The sequence below is a fragment of the Clostridium beijerinckii genome (genome assembly GCF_008705175.1).
GTDB lineage: Bacteria > Bacillota > Clostridia > Clostridiales > Clostridiaceae > Clostridium > Clostridium beijerinckii.
In genome coordinates, this window is record NZ_CP043998.1 from 4,358,174 (window position 1) to 4,378,361 (window position 20,188).

Annotated in this window: 16 protein-coding genes; 5 read left to right on the forward strand and 11 right to left on the reverse strand. The window is 31.9% G+C overall.

The features are described from left to right. Window positions 1–390: 390 nt before the first annotated feature. A complete protein-coding gene (locus tag F3K33_RS19685; protein WP_039768945.1) occupies window positions 391–1,368 on the reverse strand; it encodes an alpha/beta fold hydrolase in 978 nt (325 codons plus the stop codon). Window positions 1,369–1,830: 462 nt separating this feature from the next. Here F3K33_RS19685 and F3K33_RS19690 point away from each other — a divergent pair, with 462 nt between their 5' ends. Next, on the forward strand, window positions 1,831–2,427 hold the full coding sequence (locus F3K33_RS19690) for a TetR/AcrR family transcriptional regulator (protein ID WP_023975669.1): 597 nt from the start codon (window positions 1,831–1,833) through the stop codon (window positions 2,425–2,427). 194 nt (window positions 2,428–2,621) lie between these two features. On the opposite strand, the gene F3K33_RS19695 is transcribed toward F3K33_RS19690, so the two are convergent. The 3 genes from F3K33_RS19695 to F3K33_RS19705 form a co-directional block, all read right to left on the reverse strand. Next, a complete protein-coding gene (locus F3K33_RS19695) occupies window positions 2,622–3,356 on the reverse strand; it encodes an MBL fold metallo-hydrolase (RefSeq protein WP_039768943.1) in 735 nt (244 codons plus the stop codon). Between the two features lie 517 nt (window positions 3,357–3,873). Next, window positions 3,874–6,417 (reverse strand): PEP/pyruvate-binding domain-containing protein, encoded by a 2,544-nt coding sequence (locus tag F3K33_RS19700; protein ID WP_039768941.1) that lies wholly within the window; start codon window positions 6,415–6,417, stop codon window positions 3,874–3,876. Window positions 6,418–6,706: 289 nt separating this feature from the next. Then, on the reverse strand, window positions 6,707–7,159 hold the full coding sequence (locus F3K33_RS19705) for a MarR family winged helix-turn-helix transcriptional regulator (RefSeq protein ID WP_039768939.1): 453 nt from the start codon (window positions 7,157–7,159) through the stop codon (window positions 6,707–6,709). Window positions 7,160–7,631: 472 nt separating this feature from the next. Between F3K33_RS19705 and F3K33_RS19710 the strand changes: the two genes are divergently transcribed. Together F3K33_RS19710 and F3K33_RS19715 are read left to right on the forward strand one after the other, a co-directional pair. Then, window positions 7,632–8,255, forward strand: coding sequence for a TetR/AcrR family transcriptional regulator (locus F3K33_RS19710; RefSeq protein WP_039768937.1), 624 nt, complete (start codon window positions 7,632–7,634; stop codon window positions 8,253–8,255). Between the two features lie 29 nt (window positions 8,256–8,284). Beyond that, window positions 8,285–10,642, forward strand: coding sequence for a PEP/pyruvate-binding domain-containing protein (locus F3K33_RS19715; RefSeq protein ID WP_039768935.1), 2,358 nt, complete (start codon window positions 8,285–8,287; stop codon window positions 10,640–10,642). A 66-nt stretch (window positions 10,643–10,708) separates the two neighbouring features. Here the strand turns inward: F3K33_RS19715 and F3K33_RS19720 are convergent, their stop codons facing one another. The 3 genes from F3K33_RS19720 to F3K33_RS19730 form a co-directional block, all read right to left on the reverse strand. Further along, window positions 10,709–11,005, reverse strand: a complete 297-nt coding sequence (locus F3K33_RS19720) for a GNAT family N-acetyltransferase (protein ID WP_023976947.1) — start codon at window positions 11,003–11,005, stop codon at window positions 10,709–10,711. Window positions 11,006–11,118: 113 nt separating this feature from the next. Continuing rightward, window positions 11,119–11,514 (reverse strand): winged helix-turn-helix transcriptional regulator, encoded by a 396-nt coding sequence (locus F3K33_RS19725; RefSeq protein WP_039768933.1) that lies wholly within the window; start codon window positions 11,512–11,514, stop codon window positions 11,119–11,121. A 5-nt stretch (window positions 11,515–11,519) separates the two neighbouring features. Next, window positions 11,520–12,107, reverse strand: coding sequence for a LysE family transporter (locus F3K33_RS19730; protein ID WP_023976950.1), 588 nt, complete (start codon window positions 12,105–12,107; stop codon window positions 11,520–11,522). A 237-nt stretch (window positions 12,108–12,344) separates the two neighbouring features. Here F3K33_RS19730 and F3K33_RS19735 point away from each other — a divergent pair, with 237 nt between their 5' ends. After that, complete coding sequence (locus F3K33_RS19735) at window positions 12,345–12,635, forward strand: hypothetical protein (RefSeq protein WP_023976951.1); 291 nt, start codon at window positions 12,345–12,347, stop codon at window positions 12,633–12,635. Between the two features lie 280 nt (window positions 12,636–12,915). Further along, the gene (locus F3K33_RS19740; RefSeq protein ID WP_039768930.1) at window positions 12,916–13,239 is read left to right on the forward strand and encodes a hypothetical protein; all 324 of its coding nucleotides are present in this window, start codon (window positions 12,916–12,918) and stop codon (window positions 13,237–13,239) included. 369 nt (window positions 13,240–13,608) lie between these two features. On the opposite strand, the gene F3K33_RS19750 is transcribed toward F3K33_RS19740, so the two are convergent. The 4 genes from F3K33_RS19750 to F3K33_RS19765 all read right to left on the reverse strand — a co-directional run bounded on the left by F3K33_RS19750 (window position 13,609) and on the right by F3K33_RS19765 (window position 20,173). Next, on the reverse strand, window positions 13,609–17,676 hold the full coding sequence (locus F3K33_RS19750) for a GH32 C-terminal domain-containing protein (protein ID WP_051144769.1): 4,068 nt from the start codon (window positions 17,674–17,676) through the stop codon (window positions 13,609–13,611). Window positions 17,677–17,994: 318 nt separating this feature from the next. Next, the gene (locus tag F3K33_RS19755) at window positions 17,995–18,816 is read right to left on the reverse strand and encodes a PTS system mannose/fructose/sorbose family transporter subunit IID (protein ID WP_012060033.1); all 822 of its coding nucleotides are present in this window, start codon (window positions 18,814–18,816) and stop codon (window positions 17,995–17,997) included. Window positions 18,817–18,837: 21 nt separating this feature from the next. Beyond that, window positions 18,838–19,629 (reverse strand): PTS mannose/fructose/sorbose transporter subunit IIC, encoded by a 792-nt coding sequence (locus tag F3K33_RS19760; protein ID WP_154862468.1) that lies wholly within the window; start codon window positions 19,627–19,629, stop codon window positions 18,838–18,840. 52 nt (window positions 19,630–19,681) lie between these two features. Continuing rightward, window positions 19,682–20,173, reverse strand: coding sequence for a mannose/fructose/sorbose PTS transporter subunit IIB (locus F3K33_RS19765; protein WP_012060035.1), 492 nt, complete (start codon window positions 20,171–20,173; stop codon window positions 19,682–19,684). Window positions 20,174–20,188 lie beyond the last annotated feature (15 nt).

The following is a 20,188-nucleotide window of genomic DNA, read 5'->3' on the forward strand; positions in this document are numbered from 1 at the left end:
TGCAAAAATAATTCTTCAGCATAATTCTAAAAATATTAAAAGAATTTTAGCTGTAATTGTGCATTGTGAATTGCAGCATATATATAAATATAACTTTTGCTTTGAATATATATCTATAATCGATATACTTAACTTGGTTCTATGTTAACTATTCTATATGATTATAACTACTTCATCAATTTAACTATATTTCATTAATATTACATTTTTGTTATGTTGATATAATTGGATAATTGAAACTCCAAAAATAAAATGCCCCCTTTATAGAAACAGTTTTATTATTTTAACTATCTCCTATAAAGTGAGCATATCATTTTCATGTGTTTTATGTTGGACGCTGAAGTGATGACTTCAAAGCCCAAAAGTTTTTATTTTAATTTCTATAATATATTATAAACTTTTAAGAAATGAAATTATTGCCGTACTAACCTCTTCTGGTTTTTCTTGTTGAGCCCAGTGTCCGCAATCTTCAAGAAATATAGTTTGATGAATGTTTGGAACAATACTCTTCATTTCAGAAATTATTTGATCCATTCCTGGAATACTTAAGCCAACATCACGAGTACCTACTATAAATAATGCAGGAATTGTTACTTTTAATCCATTGAAACAGCTTAATAATTCTCTATTTTTATCTAAATTACGGTAATAATTTAGTCCTCCACTAAAGCCTGTTTTATCAAATGCTTCTGCATAAACCTCTAAATCTTTTTCTTTAAGCCAAGATGTCATTTTAGGTATTGGTAATGATGAAAGTAATCCGTTTTCTCTTGATACCATACTAAATGGATTTGGAGTTCCATCATTGCCTTTACGTGGTCCTGCATCTCCAGAAGCTGAATACAGCAAGTTATGAACTGCAAACCGTGCATCTTTCTCGAATTCTTTTTCTGCCACACCTGGTGTTTGAAAATATAGAGTATAAAATAACTCCTCACTATTTTGTGGGAAAACAGTTGTTGGCGGAATTGGTGGTTGAGGCATCATTGGAACTGTTAAAGCTATAACGCCCTTGAATTTATCTGGTCTTAATAATGCTGCATTCCATGCAATTGTTGCTCCCCAATCATTCCCTACTATTACTGCTGTTTCTTCATTTAATGCCTCTAACAATCCAACTATATCTCCAACTAAATGAAGCAGAGTGTATTGATCAATATTTTCTAGTTTTTCTGTATCTCCATATCCTCTTAAATCTGGCGCTACTACGTGGTAACCTGCTTCAGCCAAAACAGGTATCTGACTCCTCCATGAGTACCATATTTCAGGGAAGCCATGAAGTAATAATACAAGAGGCCCTTTTCCTTGTTCCGCTATATGCATTTTTATACCATTTGTTTCAACAATTCTATGTTTTAATTCACTCATTTTACTTTCTCCTCGTATACATGATTGTAAATAGCAGCTCAATCGTCAAATTATTAAACACGTGTTGTTGTAGCGATTTATGCATGCTATTATTATAATGTACTAAAATTAGCTATTCAACCAACAGAAATCATGAAATGTCGGTTATTAAGAAAAAATATTAATAACAAGAATTTATTAAAAAATACTTATATTGCAATAATAAACCAAATATAATCTATACTTATGCGTATAGCTCGCCGAAATGAATAATATAATTTATGATTGTGTTATCTATGCAATAAACCAAGTGTTCAATTAAAATTATAATTTAGGAGCTTAATTGAAATATCCACAATATATAAATTCTAAATAATATAATTCATTCGTTATAAGGCTGTCTAATTTGAATTGTCTAATAGTTTAAGGCAAACTTCCATAAATTAATATTTTTATAGAATATATATTTAGAAAGGAGCAGGTATGATACACAAATCTCAAATAAATGATAAACGCATAACTAAATCTCGTAAACTCATCCAAGATGCATTTCTTTCATTAGCCAATAAAAGCCCATTTGAAAATATAACCGTGAAGGATATTTCAGAAAGAGCTAACGTAAACCGAGCAACCTTTTATGCTCATTTTAAAGATAAATACGATTTACTAGATTCTTTTATATCAGATGAATTCATGACAATTGTATCCAGCAGAATTAGCCCTGATGCAAAGTTAAATGAGAAAACTTTGCGTGATTTAATTTTTATTATGTGTGATTATCATAAGACTGTGGGCACTAGCTATATAAGATTATATAAATCTGCCAATATGTTAATTGATATGAGAGTTCAGCTTAAGTTACAGGATATAGTGCAAAATATGCTCAACAATACTAGAACTTGTCCAAAGAATGAAGAAGAAAAATTAGAATTGATTACTGTTATGATGAGCAGCGGTATATATTGCGCTACGAAACATTGGCATAGTAAAGGTAACTTGAAAGATGCTTCTGCAGTTTCTGCATTAGCTGATGAGATTCTTTCTTTCATGACTTCTTGGCTAACAGCAGCATTAGATTAAATTTAATTAATCTCAATTTATTTAACTCTCTAGCCTTCAAACCCGCATTATTCAAGCATATTCTGAAGAATATTAGAATATATATTCTTCAGAATATGTATGGTTTAGAATATTTATTCTTCACAATATTTATTGTAAAGAATATTAGAATACAGCACTAATAAACAGAGCTTAATTAATTAAAGAATAAATATCTATTTATTGTCTGTATAGATTTTCTTATGCTGTGAATCTAAATATTCAATGATCTCAGTTTTATTTATAGGTGATGAGTGTCCTGCAAAACAAATGTCAAACTCTAAATCCTTTAACACATTTATAAAACTCTCTAATTTAGACGGATCATATTCACAATTATTATAGTAGTCCATGCCATAAGCATCTCCTATAAATACTACTTTTTCTTCAGGTACATAAACTATTACTGAATCTTGAGAATGAGGTGAAATAACATTTTTTAAAATAACTGTTAATCCTCCTAAATCCATTTCTAAGTCATTTTTAAAGACTATATCAGCAGGTACAACTTTTATACCTTGAAGTCCTTCGTATTCTTTACGAATATTAGTATCTGCAAATTCAATATCTTCTCCAGTTAAGAGACGATTTTTCATTGCATCATCTGTCCATTGCCACTTAGACATAACCTTTAATTGTTCATTAGTTATTTCACATGCTATGGTTTTTCCTGTAACTGAATGCATCCCATAAGTATGGTCCCAATGCCAATGAGTGATTGCAACATAATCAGGCAATCTTAAATTCAATTTTTCTATACAACTATTAAATTTCTTTACATGATTTTTTGAATTTCCTGCATCCACCATTAAAGAATATTTATCTCCTTTAATATATCCAAGTACTGGTCTGTCAGTTTCTCTGTCATTAATAAGATAATAAACCTTTTCTGTAACCTTTGTAATTTCCATAAAAAGTCCCACCTTTCTTTATGCAAAATTAAAACTCCCCATATAGACAAACAATATCATCTATGGAGAGTTCATTTATTTAAAGATCTTTTATTATAGTTAAATTTAATCTAATATAAAACATATACTTTAGCTTAATCTGAATAAGTACTTCTAAATATATGTATATCTAAAGTTATTTTATTTTTTATAAAAGAGCTTAGTAGAAGATATTGTTCTTAAAATGCTCACTTAGTTAAAGCTCTATGGTAGAACTTCAAAGCATCTCAAACTATTTAATTTTAATAGCTTAGTTAAGAACAACTAAAATCATCTCTTTAAGTCTCCTTTTTATAAATCATTCAATTATAATGGTATCACGCTGAATTTTTACTGTCAATGCATTTTGCTGTTAGACTATTACTAATAATATAACATTATCCAACTGATTTAACTTATCTTCACCATCAATGATCCATTTAATTCTTTCCATAAAATTAATTCTTTCGTGTATTATGATTCGTATTTTCACACTTACTTATAATAATGTTATTACTCCATTTGTTCCATCTACTCTTATTCTTTGTCCATCCTTTAATATACTTGTTGCATTATCAATAGCCACAACAGCAGGTATACCATACTCTCTAGCTACAATTGCTGCATGGGAAGTTGGGCTTCCTATTTCAGTAACAGCTGCAGATGCAACCTTAAAAAGAGGTGTCCAAATTGGAGATGTATATGGCGATACGAGTATATCTCCTTTTTTTAATTTTTTAAATTCAGAAGGATTTCTTACTATACATACTTGTCCTTCATATACTCCACGACTTGCAGCACTTCCTTTAATTGAATTAGAAGCATCGTTCTTATCTTGTTTAATTTTTTCCTTTAGCTCAAATACTGGAATTGACCCTGTTGCTACCAACCAATGCACACCTTTTTCATGAGCCTCATAAACCTTATCAAAAGCTTTCTTTCTTTTATTTAATTTTTCTTCTATGTTTAACTTACCTTCTGCCACAGAATTAAGTTCCTCAAGAAAAATGAAAAATACATCTTCTGCATCATTAATATAATCTTTCTTAACTAAAAGGCTTCCTAGCTTTAAAGCCATTCTATGCAAACAACCTGCTATTTTTTCTAAGTAAAATACACTTTCCTCTCTTATTATTACCATATTTCTTATTTTCTCTAGAACTTTCGTAAACTTTTTATAATCATCACATTTTAACCCTTTCTTTACTAAGTCTTTTGCAACTTTATAAGCTTCTTCCTGCTTCTTAAAACTTTCTTCCGAATCTAATATAGATGTATCACATAATAATGCATCAATAATTTCATTTATCATTTCAGGTTTTTCACTCCATGTAGAAGGTGATATCATACGTCCCGCACCTATAGAAGGCCTATCTCCATATTCTTTCAAGAAATTATCAATTGCATCCTCGAAAGCTTGGCTACCCTTTCCGTTTATGGCTGCTGTTTGTGCTATCTTTATCATTTCTTTGTTCTGAAGTGCAGTCCTAAAAGGCAAAGCTCTAAGAAGATTTTCTTTAACCTCTTCAAATTTTTCCTTTCCTACAGCTTTTTTTATAAGTTTATTGAACTTATACTCAGTAATCCCACCAGGCATACCAATTAAAGAAAATCTTTTATAAACAAAATTTTCGTATTCTTTCATCCCCTGTTTAATAAATTTTATAAGCTTCTCTGCATCATTTGTATTCTTTTTCGCAGTATCCATCCTCTTAATCCACTCATTAGCTTCTCTTGAAAAATCCTGCCATAGAATATTTGTATCTTTAAATAAACTATTAATTAGTGATTTAGGACCCTTCCAAATTATAGCTGGAGATATTGATGGTGCCTGATAACTTAAGGCCACGCATCCACTTTCTCTTTCTATAGGTATATTCTTCTCCTTGGGCATCTTAAAGCCTGTTTCGGAGAAAGAAGTATATATACCCTGATAAAAATGAGTAAAACATGCAAAATCCAAAGGAGTATGTGGATATGCACTATGTTCCATTACACTTTGAAGACCAAAATCTGCCTTTTTGCCTTGATAAATTATTTTATCCTCAGATCCAAGTATATTAAAATCCTCACTCTCGGCTTCCATTGTTGTAATTGGTCTTGCTTGGAGTAAATATATCTTGCCTTCAGAAAGAGCCCATTCTGTATCTTGAGGACTACCATAATGTTTTTCAACAAGCTCTGCTAGTTTTGTAAGCTGCTTAAGTTCATTTGATCCTAGACAATAAGATTTTCTCTTGGAATCAGGTACTTTTTCTGTAACAATTCCTCTTTTAGTTAATTTAATATTAATCTCCTTAGATCCAAGATTCTTTTCTTTTATATCTCCCTTTTTGCTTAGAACAAATGAATCCGGAGTTATCAAACCACTAACAACTGCTTCTCCAAGTCCATAGCCTGCACTTATTAATATTTCATCTCTCTTTCCATTTACAGGATTTGCAGTAAACATCACTCCAGCCGCCTCTGAATCTATCATTGCCTGAACTACAACTGCAAGATCCACCTTAAGATGCTCAAAATTCATACTTATTCTATAATTTATTGCCTGCGATGACCAAAGACTTGCCCAGCATTTTTTTACATGTTTAATGACATTTTCTTTTCCATAGATACCAAGATAAGTCTCATGCTGGCCTGCAAATGAAGCCGTTGGTAAATCTTCAGCCGTTGCACTTGATCGTACTGAAACTGACATCTTTTCACCTACTCCCATTTTTTTATACAAACTGTCAAAAGCTATGTTTAGTTCCTTCTGAATCTCAATAGGCATTTGAGCTTCTTCAATCCATGATGATATATCTTTACTTGCCTCTAATATTTCATTAATATCTTGCCCCTTAATCTTTTCAAGCCTTTTTGTTATTCTCTCTTTAAGGCCAGATCTTTCAAGATGAGCATCATATGCACTTGTTGTAACCACAAATCCAGGTGGTACAGGAAGTCCAGCATTTATTAATATTCCGAGGTTAGCTCCTTTTCCTCCTGCTTCAAGCAATGAATCTTTATTTAATTCTTTTAATTTTTTTATATAATTTGACATAACTATTTCTCCTATCTTAATGAATTTAATCCTACTGCTTATAATGTCTTAATTTAAAATATCTGATATCATATTTGATGATATATGTAGACTTCTACTTATTTTGTTAAATGAGAGTTAACTTAGGACTCTTTAAAGTATTTGCATAACTTAATTTATAAACAATTAATTTTTCCAAAGTTAGTTAACGTATTTAATAAGTAATAAAACAAAGCTTCATAGGAACTAAAAAATTACGTAGACTTCTACATACTTATCTAAATAAAAAGCAGCAATTTGCTTTTTATTATTAATCAGACTCTCCATATAGATTTTTATAAGCTCTAATAAGCAGATCCAAAAAAACTTTTTTCTCCTCTTGTGACATACCTTTTAATAACTGTTCTTCAGTTTCTTCAAAAACCTTTTCCATCTCTGTTAATACATTTTTTCCCTTTGCAGTAACTTGGATTTGAAAAGTACGCCCATCTGATATCCCAGCACTACGTATGATACAACCTTTTCTATCTAATCCATTTAAAAGATTAGTTATAGATGAGCCTTTTAAATTCATAACACTCTCTAAACCCTTGCGAGTTATCTCGTTTCCGTGCCTTATTTCTCTTTCAATAAGCTCCAACAATAAAGCTTGAGGTGAAGTCAAATCATATTCCTTTAATTTTTCGTCATTTGTATATCTCATCTTTTGAGCAATACTCTTTATAAATAAATCATACGGGTATTCCCAGTTTCTATTCTTCATTATTTATCATCCTCACTTTAGATTAGGTAGACCTCTACTTAATAATATATACAATATATCTGATTGTCAATAAATTTAAATTTCAGTAGCATTTTCTCATAGATTTAACCTATTCTTTATTTTATTTGTTTAAGGTTGCAAAAAATGAAATAGGCAACTTTTAATAATAGAAAGAAATCTACTTACTATAAACTTACTTCTCTCACAGCATCAATCATTCTTTCAAACACCTCTTGATATTGATTATATGATCAAGTAATAATACATTTTTTTACTTTTAAGTATTAAATTAATTTATTGACCGCATTGGTCAATAGAGTTATAATCCTCTTAAATAATAAAAAGAATAATTTTTTTACTACTTAAATTACAATAATAATATTTCATTAAAGTAATGAGCATGACTTAATAGAACAAATATTCATATAAAATTCTTTATTAATCTTACATAGATCAGAAAGAAGGTAATACTATGGTATCAAAATTTTTAAATTTAGATTCAGAAAAACAAAATCGTATTTTAAATGCAGCAATAAATGAATTTGCTGAGAAAGGTTATGAGAATGCCTCTACAAATGATATTGTTAAAGAGGCTGGTATATCTAAAGGGTTATTATTTCACTACTTCAAAAATAAGAAGCAATTATTTTTATTTTTATATGATTATTGCATAGATGTTAGCCTGACTGAATTTTACAAAAAGATTGATTTAAACGAAAGAGATTTTTTCGTTAGGTTACGTCAAATCCATTTGATTAAAGCAGAATTATTGAATAAATATCCTAAAATGCTTAAATTTATTGAAGTTGCAAATATTGAAAAATCAAGTGATATAGAAAATGATTTAAATATGATAAATAAGGACGAATTAGAAAACGCTTCAAAAAGAGTCTTTGATGGTATAGATTTATCTAAATTTAGAGATGGCATAGATATAGAAAAGGCAATAAACGTTGTTATATGGTCCTTTCAAGGATTTAATGCAAAAGTTCTGGAAGAGGCAAAGTCATCATCTTCAGAACAAATTAATTATGATAAGGCTTTTATTGAAGCAGAAGCCTATACAGAAATGCTTAAAAGTTGTTTTTATAAATAAGTATTGAGTTTTAAAAAGGAGGTATTAAAATGTTGGATATGATCAAAAGCTTTAAAGAATTAACCCCTGAACTCCAATCACTTGCAGGTGGAAAAGGATGTATGTTATCAAAAATGTTTCAAGCAGGATATCCTGTTCCTGACGGATTTGTGATTTTACCATCAGCTTTTAAGGAGAATAGTCTTAATGAGGATGCTTGGAATAAAATCAAACATTATTTAAAAGAAATTAGAAAAGATAATGAAAGTGTTTTATTTGCAGTAAGATCATCTGCTTTAAGTGAAGACTCTGCTCAAGCTTCTTTTGCAGGAGAATTTGAAACAGTTTTAAATGTTAAGACAGATGAAGAAATTCAAATCGCAATATATGAAGTTTTTAGCTCAAGAAAATCAGAAAGAGTAAAAGCGTACAGTTCAGTTCAAGGAATGGATCAATCTCATCAGATAGCGGTAGTGATTCAAATTATGATACAGTCTGAAATTTCAGGAGTATTATTTACTGCTGATCCAATTACAGGCAGTCACGAGAGCATGACAGGTAATTTTGTATTTGGATTAGGAGAACAGCTTGTATCAGGAGAAGCAAATGCATATCCATTTAATATTATGAGGCCCAAAAGAAAATATGAGGGGCCACCTGAATTTAAGAAATATGCCTCAGAGTTATATAAATATGCATCTAAACTTGAAACAGAATATGGTGCTCATCAAGATATTGAATGGGCAGTATCAAATGGAAAATTATATATATTACAAGCAAGACCTATTACAACCTTGATAACTGGTAATCCTGATACATATGAATGGAACGATACTTTGGACGGGGATTTCCTCTGGACCAATACTAATGTTGGAGAAGCAATGTCTGATGTTTTCACTCCCCTAAGCTGGTCTATAATAAGGGCTTTAGATGAAGAACAAATGACTATTCCTGGATACTATTTATTTTCAGGCAACATTTGTGGAAGAGCATATACAAACATCAGTTATGCATTGTCTTTATACCCTGCCTTCGGCAAAGATATTAAGAGTCTAATAAAAACAATGAGTGAAGTCTTTGGTCAAATGCCTGAAGAAATAGAAATTCCTATTTATCCATTTTCAAAACTAGGCTTGATAAAAGGGATGGCTCCAAAATTAAAACATCGTTTAAAAAATATTATTAAAGCTTCTAAGGAAATTCCAGAGCATTTGAATGAATCTCCAAATTTGTGTAGGAGGATGACTGAAACTATTAAAGAAGTAAAGACAAAAGAAGAATTAATTGATTTATGGAAAACTGAAATTCTACCTTTTAATTTTAAGGCTTTGTGGATTGCACTTGCTGGTGGAAGAAAAATGATCATAGCTAATAAATTAAAGGATGAGTTAATAAAAGTAGCAGGAATTGAAGATACAAATACACTTATGTCTAATTTTAGAGGAGATTCATCACTCGAGAGCCTTGGACCTATTATTGGTATATCAAAGATTATAACTGGAGAAATGAATCGTGAAGAATACAGAATAAAATACGGACATCGTGGTCCACATGAGTTTGAATTATCCATACCTCATCCTGGAGAAGATGAAACTTGGCTTGAAAAGCAGATAGACGAATTTAAGAATTCAAACACAGATGTAGAAAAGCTTCTTAATAAACAACATGATCAATATGAAGAAGCTCTCAGAAGATTAAAAGAAAATTTTCCTAAAGAAGCTAATAATTTTGAAAAGAAAATTGTAAAAGTGGCTGAAGCAGCTCGTCTTAGAGAGTCTGTTCGTTCAGAATGGACTAGAGCATTTAGAGTTAATCGTGCTTTTGCACTAAAAGCTGGGGAACTTACAGGCATAGGAAATGATATATTTTTTCTTTACATCAATGAAGTTTTAGATTTGCTTTCAGGAAATGACTTAGCATTAAATCATATTGCAGTTAGAAAGAAAAATTATAAAAAATATAAATCACTTCCACCATTACCATCAATTATTCGAGGAAGATTTGATCCCTTTAAATGGGTAAAAAATTCTAATAGAAGAGTTGATTACTATGATGAATCTATGCCTATTACTGCACAAGATTCTGAAACTCTTAAAGGTTTTGCAGGAGCATCAGGAAAAATCGAAGGAGTTGTGCGTATTTTAACAAATCCTGAGGAAGGAGAAAATCTTAAAAAAGGTGAAATCTTAGTTGCGTCAACTACTAATGTTGGATGGACACCTCTTTTTCCTAAGGCTTCAGCAATAATTACTGACATTGGAGCACCGTTATCCCATGCTGCTATAGTAGCCAGAGAGCTTGGTATTCCAGCTGTTGTTGGATGTGGCAATGCTACTACAAAGCTTAAAACCGGAGATAAAGTCATAGTTGACGGTGGTCATGGAGTGGTACAAATTTTAAATAGTTGATTAAATATAAAATGCTATATTACATGGCATAAAATAAAGCAGTAGTTTTACTACTACTGCTTTATTCTATAACGTGTTAAAATTGCAAAGTTGCATTGCCACACCATCTGTCATAATTTTGAATCCAAATCTTTCATAAAAAGCTGCATTTTTTCTCTCCTCTGGCATAATCTCAATATATAAATAATCCTTGTACTTTTTCTTAATCCTTTCAATCATAGTTCCAGCAATTTTCTGTCCTTGATAATTAGGATTAACTAAAACATAGTGAATATATGCAACCATTTCGCTGTCATCTAAAACTCTCACTAGACCAACTAATTTATCTCCATCCCAAGCTGTTAAGACTGTAGAAGAATTCATCAGCGCTTTATATAATCGACTTGGATACTATCCTGAAACCCAGCCAACAGATAAGAATAATTGCTGCACTTCCTCTTGTGTAAATTTCTTTTCCTCTATGTAAGTAATCGCCATTAAAAAATCCCTCCTTTTCCATACTTATAGTCACATTTTTTACATTGCGTCATTGTATTTTCATTATCTTCCTTATGATATGCCCCTGACCATCTGCAAATACTCTGCAAAATAGGAACCACAGAGTTCCCCTTCTCAGTAAGACAATACTCCACGCGAGGCGGAATTTCATCAAATGACTTTCTTAGCACAATATCATTTGAAATCAGTTCTTTTAGTGTTGATGCCAGAACTGCATCTGTTATATTACTCATTTCTTTTCGAAGTACACTGTATCGCAAAGTTCCTTTTCCAGCCAAAACGCATATTATTCGTGACTTCCACTTTCCACCGAAAATTTCAAGTCCATATTCAAGTGGACACCTGATGTCATCTTCCATTTTATGTTGATACATTAACTTCACCCCCTTACAATATCAAAAGCACAATACAGCAGAAATAGGCTCAATATAAAATTGATAGGTTTGTAATATTTTTCGTAAATATGCTGCATTTTAATTCCAAGAAATGCCCATGTTAAACAAGCTGCACCTCCAACGCTTACTACTCCTACACCTGCCAAAAGCAAACCTGGCAAAGTACTAATATGTGGAGCAAGATAGACCATAAGCAGAGTCATAATATAAAAATAAATTTTTACATTTACAAATTGAAGATAGAAACCTTCTTTAAATGACGCTCCTTCATCTTTTTTATCCTTTAGTGGTTTGCTCAAAACAATGGTTACCGCTAACCAAGCCATATATATACTTCCAATATATTTCAGCACAATAAGCACTGGCGTGAGATAAGCGTTCAATCCATATATGGCCATGGTACAAATAAACTGCACACATGCATAACCTGCACAGATTCCAAAAATGAGTCGTTTTCCTTTTTTCCATCCAAATTGAGTTGTAGTATTTAGGGCTAGAATATTTCCAGGACCTGGGGTAAAAGAGCAAACCAGCATATATCCTAACATTGTCCAAAAAACTGATATCGGCATTTTATCCTCCTATCTTTCTTATAAGTCCGTAGCGATTCCAGATTGCTACGCCTCTTTCATATTCAAGTGAATTTAAAACTATTATAGAAGGCTGTCTATATATTAACAAGTAACTATGAAATTTATTAGTAACTTATAAATTTACGGATATCTTTTTCTCTTAGAGTGCTTGAAATATAATTATACCAGACTCAGGAAAGCAAAATGAGTCATATGAAAAAATTGGAGGTAATACTTATGAAAGTAAATGCTTATTTAGAAATCACAATGAAAATCGAGGAAGCTAAACGTCCTGAAGCTGCTAAGGTTTATAATGATTATCGTGGACCATTTCTAGAAACAATTGAAGGTGCTTTGACAAAGGATCTATTAATTCGTGATGAGGATGTTCAGGTACTTCATGGCTTCGATAGCGTAGAACATGCACAAGCTTACCTATCAAGCTCAATGTTCCAAAATGATGTATTCGTCGGCTTAAAGCCACTTTGGAGCGCTGACCCAGATGTAAAGATTTATAGCGTGGCATAATTTCTTGAAACATAACGTAATTTATCCGTGCATCACTATTTGATGCACGGATTTTTTATAAGAATAATAGCTAGACCAAATCAACTTTCGTATTTGTACCTTCCTTTTTGAGATCACCCATTATATATGTATTTTCTTTATAATCCCTAATACTTTAACATTGTGCAATAATTTACTTAACATCCTAATATTCGAATAGTTTTTTTTAAGTTTCACATAATAAGAATTAAATGAGTTAATATTTTATTTATTATAAGGAACTTGGAAGGTGGATAATCTAATGAAAAGATTTATTGCTATATTTTCTATTTTTCTATTTTTGTCATTTAATATAAAAAGTCCAACTGTTATGGCACAACCTTTAAATAAAACCTTGTCTGAAGGTATCTATAGAATGAAAGACTTAGACTTAATGGAAAATATTATATACAATATTCAAAACGGCTCTTCTGCAACCATTTTTATGATTATAGTAGATGATAACGAGCAGATAATAGAATCACGTCGTTTACCTGCAAACTCAGCTAAATACAACATTGGACCTTTCAAATATGATGATAAACTTTTAATATTAGGTTCAGGTTCAATAACCATCACAGAGTAATAGCATCAAACTACTTGAAGTATACAAGGATGGTTAGCCACAGATGCTAATGCTAGAAAAAATACTATAAATTTTAGTATTCTAACAAATGTACACTCAATGGTTGAAACTTTTCCACTAGAACAAATAAATTCAGCATATGAAAAAATGATGACTGCTAAGGTTCACTTTAGAGCTGTTTTAACTATGGAATAGAATTATTAGTATTTTTGTTATAAACGCAAACTTAATAGAAGCAATAATATATATTTCTATTCTACATTATAAAGACAATACTACCTTTCAGTTTTAGATAGTATTGTCTTATTCCTTTACAATGATTTAAATATAATTAGGCTTAAATTTCTCTACTTCCACAAAATTAAAACTTTAATTTTTTATATTTTCATTTACTTTTTCTGCTGTTTCTGTCACGCCAGATTCAGTTGCATCTGCTCCTGTTGTTTTATCTCCTGAAGTATCAGTTCCAGCTACATCTGTTGCTACTGTTTTAGCTGATGTAGTTTTATCTCCTGTCATCGCGATTTCCGTTTTCTCTATTCCTGCTGTTTCATCTACTGTTACTGCCGCTCCTGTTGTTGTCTCAGTTTTCGCTATTTCACTTCCTATAGAATTGCTATTAAGTACTATATTCCTGAACTCGGATGCTCCATTCCATACATTCAATCCAAATTTCCCGGTTGTATAATAATCCTGAGTTATATCACATACCTTTTTACTATTTATCCAATAAATAATATGATCTCCATTTATCTCAACTTTTAAATGGTATCTATTATATTGTGCTTCTGGAACATCACCCTCTGCAAATGTAACCTCTTTCATGCCGCCAGTTCCATCTGGAACTTGTCCAAATAATCTATAATGACCCCATTTTCCAACATTAGCTATAATTCCTCCATCTCCAAAATAATTATCACCTTGAGCAAGTAATACAACTCCTGCTACATCCCCATTTGCTGGATTTTGATTATGCCAATCACCTAAAATTTTAGAATCTATATCTAAAATATAAGTTCCTTGACTTGTATCTATATTCTGGTCTGAAATTGCAAAACCGTTGTTGTTTTTGCCACCATCTACTACATAACTATCATCAGAAACATGTAAGTCTTCTGGTGTATTATCAAAAGTTAAACCTGAACCTGAAACACTTGTTTCAGTGCTTGGAGTGGCATTATTAAGGGTTACATTTTTAAATGATGTCCCTCCTCCATAAACATTTAATCCAAATCTTCCCGTATTAAAATAATTTTGATTGGTATCACAAACCAACTCATCATTAATCCAATACTTAATATGAGTACCATTTATTTCTGCTCTTAATTTATATATATTATCTTCAGTTTTTGGAACTATACCACTATTTAAATCACTAACAACGGCATTTCCATTACCATCAATCCCTGTGAATACAAACACTCTATATTCACCATTTTTATTTACATTTGCTATAATAGATCCTTCTTTGGGATTTGCAGTTTGAGATAATAGCACAAGACCTGCAGTATTTCCATCTGATACATCTGCATTAACTTCTAATGTAGATGCTACTTCACTATTATAAGTTTGCTCTGCTACCGCAAATCCATCGCCCGAACTATTTCCTATATAGCTATCCTCCTTTACATACCAGTCTCCAGCAGTAGCAAAATTAGTTAAACTTGCAATTATACTACTTGGGTTACTATCATATACGTTTATATTAATTGTTTTCCTTGACTTTTGATCCTTAGACACAGCAGTTAAAGTTGTGCTTCCTACACTTTTTGTTCTAAATGTTGTTTTTTCATCATCTTGACTTACAATTTCTAAGACATCATGATTAAATTCCCAAGTAACACCTTGCTCTGCTGTTTCTGGAACTGTAGCTGTATAAATAGTAAATTCATCACCTACTTTTTTGCCTAGATCACCTTCACTCAATGACACTAATGCAGAATCTTTACCAACAACCTCATTATTCCAAATACTACTTAATGGGTAATATTGAATTGTAGCTGTTGAGTTTCCACCAACTGAATATACTTCAATCCCGTCACTAGAACGATTAGGAAAAATTTGTGCTGAACCAGTTACTTCACCATTGTTTCCATACACCTCTACTGAGGCAGCATCCACAAAAATGTGTAATTGAATCTTACCATCAGATGTTTTGCTCATTTTTTGACTATAAGCTTGTAAGAATTTATCTGCACTTGGTGATTTTCCTGATTTAGAACGATCGAGAACTAATTCTCCTGTTGCAGTGTTATATTTAACTATAGTTTCTTGATCTGCAGATTTTCCGACTCTTAGTTTGAATCCTACTTCTGTTGTATTTTCATCTGGTGCAAACTCTGCTACAATTTCATATTGGCTACCTGATAAATTACTCATAACATTAGGCTGATCTGGAGAAATTGTGACATTATCAAAAGTTGTAGGTGATTTACGTAAAGTTTTATATTCGTCTATTGGTTGTTGTATTAAACGAATTCCTTCATCTGTGTTAACCAATTTTAATTCAGTTTGTAAATCAAAAGATCCATTAAAAGTCTTTGTTATAGGAGCGACATTATTACAGTAATCCCAGTTATTCATCCAATTAATCATAATTCTTCGTCCATCTGGTGTACCGTTTTCATTCATACCATAATAAGTTTGAGCAGCATATGAGTCTTTAGCAAAATTCATAGGTAAATGTTCATCATTATCAGTAACGAATTTCCATACGCCATCTACTTCTTTGAAATCTCCAACTCGATAATATCTGCCCCCTTCACTTAATACCCATTTATATGTTCCAGTATCTCCAACTTCTAATTTATATATATCTGGACACTCTGTTTGAATTTCATCTTGCATTCCTTCTGGATGCCAATCTTTTAAATTATCTGATGAGAAAAATCTTAATGGACCTCCTGCTACTACCATAAACCATTTTCTATCTTCTTCATTATAGAATACTTTAGGATCTCTAAATGCAGAATTATTTAATGGATCAGCGTCTGATGCTATTACAGGATTACCTTCATACTTAATCCACGTTCTTCCATTATCCTTACTATAAGCAATACTTTGTTTTTGTCTTTCTGCACCGTTATCCATATAATCTTGAGTATAAATCGCGACTAATCCTCCGCCTTCAATTCCATCAAAGAAACCAGTAGTATTATCCTTATCTATAACTGCTGATCCTGAGTAAATTGTTCCACCATCGTCTGGTGCTAAAGCAATAGGTAACTCTGTCCAATGAATCAAATCTTTACTAACAGCATGTCCCCAATGCATTGGTCCCCATACTGAGGCATCTGGATTATACTGATAAAATAAATGATATTCTCCATTAAAGTAAACCATTCCATTTGGGTCATTTGCCCAAGCCTTAGCCGGAGAATAGTGATACTGTTCACGATAATTTTCTAAATAGTTAGTTGAAGTACTCGAATCAACATCTTTATTAATACTATTATTAAATATAGTCGTAGCCGATGCAAGTGCCATTAATGCTGAATCTATATCTTTTTGCGTGGAACCTGAATTATCTGAAACTGCTTGTGCTGCATCAATCGCTGCTTTAAATATAGCCTTTGATCCCACTGAATATTGACCTACATCAGTTCCTTCTACTGCCGCTTCATATTTTGTTTTTGCAATTGTTATTGCATTTATTAGCGCTTCTTTATTAACTTGAGTACTGCTACCGCTGCTACTACTGCTATGGTGAGATTTGCCACTACTTGTAGTACTTGTTGAGTTGCTTTGTTCGCTAGCTGTTGTTGTATTTGATTTATTATTATCTGATGTTTTATCGCTATTACCTTGAGTACTTGTTTCAGCTACTTTAACTCCATTTGAATTAAATGTCTTAGTTGGTACTAAATCTGAACCTATTGCTTCTCCACTCTGTGCAAATGTATGAGTTGTTCCATTTATTGTTATGTCTCCTACCCTCATAGCTCCTGTAGTTTCATCTAAATAATAAGTTTTTCCATCTATTTTTACTACTCCAGTTTGCATTGTTCCTGATGTATCTGCAAAATACCACGTATCATTATCACTAATCCAGCCTGTCTTCATTGCTCCTGATGGCTGCATATAATACCATGTACCACTATCATTTACCCAGCCTGTTTTCATTGTTCCTGAATTATCTAAATAGTACCATGCACCATTATCGTTAACCCAACCTGTCTTCATTTCTCCTGATGGCTGCATATAGTACCATGTACCACTATCATTTACCCAGCCTGTTTTCATTGTTCCTGAATTATCTAGATAGTACCACGCACCATTATCGTTAACCCAACCTGTCTTCATTTCTCCCGAATCACTTAAATAGTTCCAATTCCCTTCATTTTGTATCCAAGCTGCTGATGCACTTACTGAAGTAAATGTTGCTGTTGTCATGGTTGCAACTGTTATCGCTATTAACTTTAACTTTAATTTTTTCATTTTTTTACCCCTTTTATCATTATTTTTAGAAATGTTTATCCTTTGATTCTATAAATATAATTATTTTAGTAATTTTAAATTTGTACTTTCATAAGAATTTACTGTACTACATGAACTCCTCTGTCTTAGGTAACGTTTACTTTACGATTAAATTCACTATATAATCATGAGAATATTGTTTTTAATACAAGTATAGACTACCCTACTAATTTAATTAATGTTAGACCTTTAATCTATAATATTAATTAGGTAATCTATACTGCTATAATAAATTTCAATTTAAAATGGTTTACTTAAAATAAGACTATGAATTAATGTTTATTGTAATATCCCAGACGCAACTCCTAAAATCCCTACTGCGAACAATCCAAAGATTATTAATAATGGATTCACGTTCTTCTTTAATAGATACATACATAAAAATGTTAGTAAAAGTGGAACTAATCCTGGCATTAAGCTGTCTAGTACACTTTGAATAGTTGTAACTACTTCTTTTCCATCAGCTTGTGTATATTTAGAGAGAACAAAAGGTATATTAACAGTTGTCCATTTTGAAACAAGACCACCTATAACAAGTAATCCAAGTACTGAAGCACCTTCTGTAAGATATCTAAGTTTATTTCCTCCCATATCAGCAACTAATTGAGTTCCTTTTTCATATCCATAGAACATTCCATACCAGTTTGTTGCAAGTCTTATTGCATTGAATCCTATGAAGAAAATTAGCGGTCCAATTATACTTCCTGTAAGTGCAAGTCCTGCCCCTAATGCTGCAAGCACAGGTCTTAGTGTTCCCCAGAATATTGGGTCTCCAACTCCGGCAAGTGGTCCCATAAGACCAATCTTAACACCACTTATTGATGCCTCATCTATATCTGCCCCATTTGCCTTTTGTTCTTCCATGGCAGCTGTTATTCCCATAATTGGCGTTGCCATAAATGGTTGTGTATTAAAGAATTCTAAATGTCTTTTAAGTGCTGCACTTAATTCGTCACCTTTATATAATTTCTTCAAAGCTGGAATTAATGTAACACAAAAACCTATTGCTTGCATTCTTTCAAAATTAAATGATCCCAATAAGAAATTTGAACGGATAAACATTTTTACTATATCACTTTTATTTAATTTCTTTTCACTCATTATTTTATCTCCTTTCTGTACTTACATTAACTCTGAATCATCAATATCATCAATACTTCTAGTTCCAGCTACTGCTACTTTACCTTCATTAGCTATTGATTTTATATGGAATATTGCTGCAATAACACCTACAGCACCAAAACCAATTAAATTGAAGTTCGTAAATGCTGCTAGTAGAAATCCAATGAAGAAGAATGGTAGTAATGATTTACTATTCATCATATTCATTACCATTGCATAACCAACAACTACTATAAATCCACCTGACACTTGAAGTCCTCTTGTAATAACTTGTGGTATAGCTGCAAGTGCTGCATTTACTGCATCTGTTCCTGCAAGTACTCCTACTATGGCTGCTGGTATCGCTACACGTATTGCTTGAAGTGATAGCCCTAGTATATGACACATTTCTATTCCTCTTGTGTTACCCTTTTCAGCATATTTATCAGCTAAGTGTTGGAAAAATACAGTTATTGTTCTCACAAATATAGTAAGAACTTGTCCTGCAGCTGCAATTGGTACTGCTACTGCTATACCTGCTCCAATTGATTGTTTACCGATTATAACAAGTATTGCTGAAATTACACTTGCAAGCGCCGCATCTGGTGCCATAGCTGCACCGACATTCATCCATCCTAATGCTAACATTTCAAGTGTTCCACCTAGTATAATTCCTGTTTTAATATCCCCTAGTACAAGGCCTACTAGTGTACATGCAATTATTGGTCTGTGGAACTGTGCCTCATCAAGTACACTTGCCATACCAGTAATTGCTGCAACTATTACTAATAAAATTAATTGTAAAGTGCTCATTTATAATTCCTCTCTTTCTTTTTTTGATTTATATAAAAAAGTTTTTATATGCTTATATAAATTGTAATTCCTTTAATCTGTCCATTAAGTTTATCTTAGTATCTTTTGCTAGTTTCCTTACCTCTAATTCGATACCTTTTTCATTAAGCTTTTTAAACGCCTCAATATCAATATCATTCATACATAATGCATTTGTAACCTGTTTATCTCCAGCCTTATAGCACATTCCTCCAACGTTTACAGATTTAATAGGTACTCCGCCTTCAACCATTCTTAATACATCTGTAGGGTTTGTAAATAAGAATAAAGTTTTAAAACTGTCAAATTTAGGATTATTATATGCTTCAATTGCTTTAGCTATTGGAAGCACATATGCTTTAATTCCTGGAGGCGCTACTTGAATTACTAATTGTTTTCTTAAATCATCTGCTGCAACTTCATCACTGCAGGCAAATATTCTGTTACACCCACTCTCCTTAGTCCAAACTGTTGCTACTTGTCCATGTATTAATCTGTCATCTATTCTTACAAAGCTAATTTCCATTTTTTTATCTCCTAT

Bases quoted from the DNA above. Each gene is read 5' to 3' on its own strand.
- F3K33_RS19720 (WP_023976947.1), bottom strand. From the start codon at position 11,005: ATGAATTCTTCTACAGTCTTAACAGCTTGGGATGGAGATAAATTAGTT.
- F3K33_RS19730 (WP_023976950.1), bottom strand. From the start codon at position 12,107: ATGCCGATATCAGTTTTTTGGACAATGTTAGGATATATGCTGGTTTGC.
- F3K33_RS19760 (WP_154862468.1), bottom strand. From the start codon at position 19,629: ATGAGCACTTTACAATTAATTTTATTAGTAATAGTTGCAGCAATTACT.
- F3K33_RS19700 (WP_039768941.1), bottom strand. From the start codon at position 6,417: ATGTCAAATTATATAAAAAAATTAAAAGAATTAAATAAAGATTCATTG.
- F3K33_RS19765 (WP_012060035.1), bottom strand. From the start codon at position 20,173: ATGGAAATTAGCTTTGTAAGAATAGATGACAGATTAATACATGGACAA.
- F3K33_RS19735 (WP_023976951.1), top strand. From the start codon at position 12,345: ATGAAAGTAAATGCTTATTTAGAAATCACAATGAAAATCGAGGAAGCT.
- F3K33_RS19715 (WP_039768935.1), top strand. From the start codon at position 8,285: ATGTTGGATATGATCAAAAGCTTTAAAGAATTAACCCCTGAACTCCAA.
- F3K33_RS19740 (WP_039768930.1), top strand. From the start codon at position 12,916: ATGAAAAGATTTATTGCTATATTTTCTATTTTTCTATTTTTGTCATTT.
- F3K33_RS19710 (WP_039768937.1), top strand. From the start codon at position 7,632: ATGGTATCAAAATTTTTAAATTTAGATTCAGAAAAACAAAATCGTATT.
- F3K33_RS19705 (WP_039768939.1), bottom strand. From the start codon at position 7,159: ATGAAGAATAGAAACTGGGAATACCCGTATGATTTATTTATAAAGAGT.
- F3K33_RS19750 (WP_051144769.1), bottom strand. From the start codon at position 17,676: ATGAAAAAATTAAAGTTAAAGTTAATAGCGATAACAGTTGCAACCATG.
- F3K33_RS19685 (WP_039768945.1), bottom strand. From the start codon at position 1,368: ATGAGTGAATTAAAACATAGAATTGTTGAAACAAATGGTATAAAAATG.
- F3K33_RS19690 (WP_023975669.1), top strand. From the start codon at position 1,831: ATGATACACAAATCTCAAATAAATGATAAACGCATAACTAAATCTCGT.
- F3K33_RS19695 (WP_039768943.1), bottom strand. From the start codon at position 3,356: ATGGAAATTACAAAGGTTACAGAAAAGGTTTATTATCTTATTAATGAC.
- F3K33_RS19755 (WP_012060033.1), bottom strand. From the start codon at position 18,816: ATGAGTGAAAAGAAATTAAATAAAAGTGATATAGTAAAAATGTTTATC.
- F3K33_RS19725 (WP_039768933.1), bottom strand. From the start codon at position 11,514: ATGTATCAACATAAAATGGAAGATGACATCAGGTGTCCACTTGAATAT.